The following is a 3,074-nucleotide window of genomic DNA, read 5'->3' on the forward strand; positions in this document are numbered from 1 at the left end:
CAGAGGCGATGAAGGACGTGATAAGCTGCGAAAAGCTACGGGGATCGGCACACACGAATTGATCCGTAGATATCCGAATGGGGCAACCCGGCATATTGAAGATATGTCATGCCGTAAGGCAAGCAAACCCGGAGAACTGAAACATCTAAGTACCCGGAGGAGAAGAAAACAAAAGTGATTCCGTTAGTAGTGGCGAGCGAACGCGGATTAGCCCAAACCAGTATTGTTACGGCAATGCTGGGGTTGTAGGACCACGACATTAGAAGCGTAATGAATTAGAATTGTTTGGAAAGACAAACCAAAGACGGTGATAGTCCGGTATAAGTAAAGAACGTGGATATAGTGGTATCCTGAGTAGTGCGGGACACGAGTAATCCTGTATGAAACAGTCGGGACCATCCGATAAGGCTAAATACTCCTGAGAGACCGATAGTGAACTAGTACCGTGAGGGAAAGGTGAAAAGAACCCTGAATAAGGGAGTGAAATAGAACCTGAAACCATACGCTTACAAGCGGTCGGAGCGGCTTCGTGCTGTGACGGCGTGCCTTTTGCATAATGAGCCTACGAGTTACCGTTGCTAGCAAGGTTAAGGACTTCAGGTCCGGATCCGTAGCGAAAGCGAGTCTGAATAGGGCGCTTAGTTAGTAGTGGTAGACGCGAAACCGTGTGATCTACCCATGGGCAGGTTGAAGCTGTAGTAACATACAGTGGAGGACCGAACCGGTTGACGTTGAAAAGTCTTCGGATGACCTGTGGGTAGGGGTGAAAGGCCAATCAAACTCGGAAATAGCTCGTACTCCCCGAAATGCATTTAGGTGCAGCGTTGATTTATAGTTTTATAGAGGTAGAGCTACTGATTGGATGCGGGGGCTTCACCGCCTACCAATTCCTGACAAACTCCGAATGCTATAAAATGATCATCAGCAGTGAGGGCATGGGTGCTAAGGTCCATGTCCGAGAGGGAAAGAACCCAGACCATCAGCTAAGGTCCCAAAATATATGTTAAGTTGAAAAAACGAGGTTGAACTGCTTTGACAGCTAGGATGTTGGCTTGGAAGCAGCCATTCATTTAAAGAGTGCGTAACAGCTCACTAGTCGAGCGGTTCGGCATGGATAATAATCGGGCATAAACATATTACCGAAGCTATGGGATAGAAATATCGGTAGGGGAGCATTGTAGTGTCGTCGAAGGTGTGATGTGAGTCATGCTGGAGAAGCTACAAAAGAAAATGTAGGCATAAGTAACGATAATGCGGGCGAGAAACCCGCACACCGAAAGACTAAGGTTTCCTCAGCTATGCTAATCAGCTGAGGGTTAGTCGGGACCTAACGCGAACCCGAAAGGGGTAGTGGATGGACAACTGGTTAATATTCCAGTACCTGCTCTCATTAAAAGTGACGGAGGCGAAAAGTTAGTGCGCACAGACGGAATTGTGCGTTGAAGCGAGTGGTAACACCGCGATAGTACACTGAGACTTCGGTCAAGGTGATAATCTAGCAAATCGACTTCCAAGAAAAGCAAGAGAAGCAGCCCGTACCCTAAACCGACACAGGTAGTTGGGATGAGAATTCTAAGGTGCTCGAGAGATTCATGGCTAAGGAATTAGGCAAAATAGACTCGTAACTTCGGGAGAAGAGTCGCCACCCTTCGGGGTGGCCGCAGTGAAAAGGTCCAGGCGACTGTTTATCAAAAACACAGGGCTATGCTAAATTGAAAGATGATGTATATGGCCTGACACCTGCCCGGTGCTGGAAGGTTAAGTGGAGATGTTAGCTTCGGCGAAGCATTCAAATGAAGCCCCAGTAAACGGCGGCCGTAACTATAACGGTCCTAAGGTAGCGAAATTCCTTGTCGGGTAAGTTCCGACCTGCACGAATGGTGCAACGATCTGGACACTGTCTCAGCCATGAGCTCGGTGAAATTGTAGTATCGGTGAAGATGCCGATTACCCGCTGTGGGACGAAAAGACCCCGTGCACCTTTACTATAGCTTAGTATTGGTTTTGGATAAGTAATGTGTAGGATAGGTGGGAGACTTTGAAGTGGCGTCGCTAGGCGTTGTGGAGTCATTGTTGAAATACCACCCTTTGCTTATCTAGAGTCTAACCTTCAATGAAGGGACAGTGCTTGGTGGGTAGTTTGACTGGGGTGGTCGCCTCCAAAAGAGTAACGGAGGCTTCTAAAGGTTCCCTCAGCACGGTTGGTAATCGTGCGTAGAGTGCAATGGCATAAGGGAGCTTGACTGAGAGACCTACAAGTCGATCAGGTACGAAAGTAGAGCATAGTGATCCGGTGGTTCCGTATGGAAGGGCCATCGCTCAAAGGATAAAAGGTACGCCGGGGATAACAGGCTGATCTCCCCCAAGAGCTCATATCGACGGGGGGGTTTGGCACCTCGATGTCGGCTCGTCACATCCTGGGGCTGGAGAAGGTCCCAAGGGTTGGGCTGTTCGCCCATTAAAGTGGCACGCGAGCTGGGTTCAGAACGTCGTGAGACAGTTCGGTCTCTATCTACAGTGGGCGTTAGAAATTTGAGTGGATCTGACTCTAGTACGAGAGGACCGAGTTGGACTAACCTCTGGTGTATCAGTTGTTCCGCCAGGAGCATTGCTGAGTAGCTACGTTGGGAAGGGATAAGCGCTGAAAGCATATAAGCGCGAAACCCACCACAAGATGAGATTTCTTTAAAGGGTCGTGGAAGATTACCACGTTGATAGGCTATAGGTGTAAAGGCAGTAATGTCATAGCCAAGTAGTACTAATAACCCATAGGCTTATTGTACGCCTGTTTTTTTTTAAAGTTATACAATTAGAAGTATTATAAAATAAGTTCATGATTTTTGTTTCAATATGTTAAGATATTTGTTTATCCATAGCGATAAACGCTGTATGCTAAAAGAGTAAAATCTAATAGCGAGCAGCTATAACTTAAGGTGGTTATAGCGATGGGGCTCACCTCTTACCATTCCGAACAGAGAAGTTAAGCCCATTAGCGCCGATGGTACTGCATTTGTGGGAGAGTAGGTCGTTGCCTTTTTTAATCCTCAACAAGAAATTGTTGAGGATTTTTTTTG

Annotated in this window: 2 rRNA genes (1 of these 2 cut by a window edge); both read left to right on the plus strand. The window is 47.2% G+C overall.

Annotation, left to right across the window (positions count from 1 at the left end):
• A 23S ribosomal RNA gene (locus ACJJV4_RS07615) occupies window positions 1-2,782 on the plus strand; it begins 41 nt to the left of the window's first position.
• 147 nt (window positions 2,783-2,929) lie between these two features.
• Window positions 2,930-3,037 (plus strand): 5S ribosomal RNA (gene rrf / locus ACJJV4_RS07620).
• Window positions 3,038-3,074 lie beyond the last annotated feature (37 nt).

Origin of the sequence: Algibacter sp. Ld11, assembly GCF_045066735.1 — a bacterium.
Taxonomy (GTDB): Bacteria; Bacteroidota; Bacteroidia; order Flavobacteriales; family Flavobacteriaceae; genus Algibacter.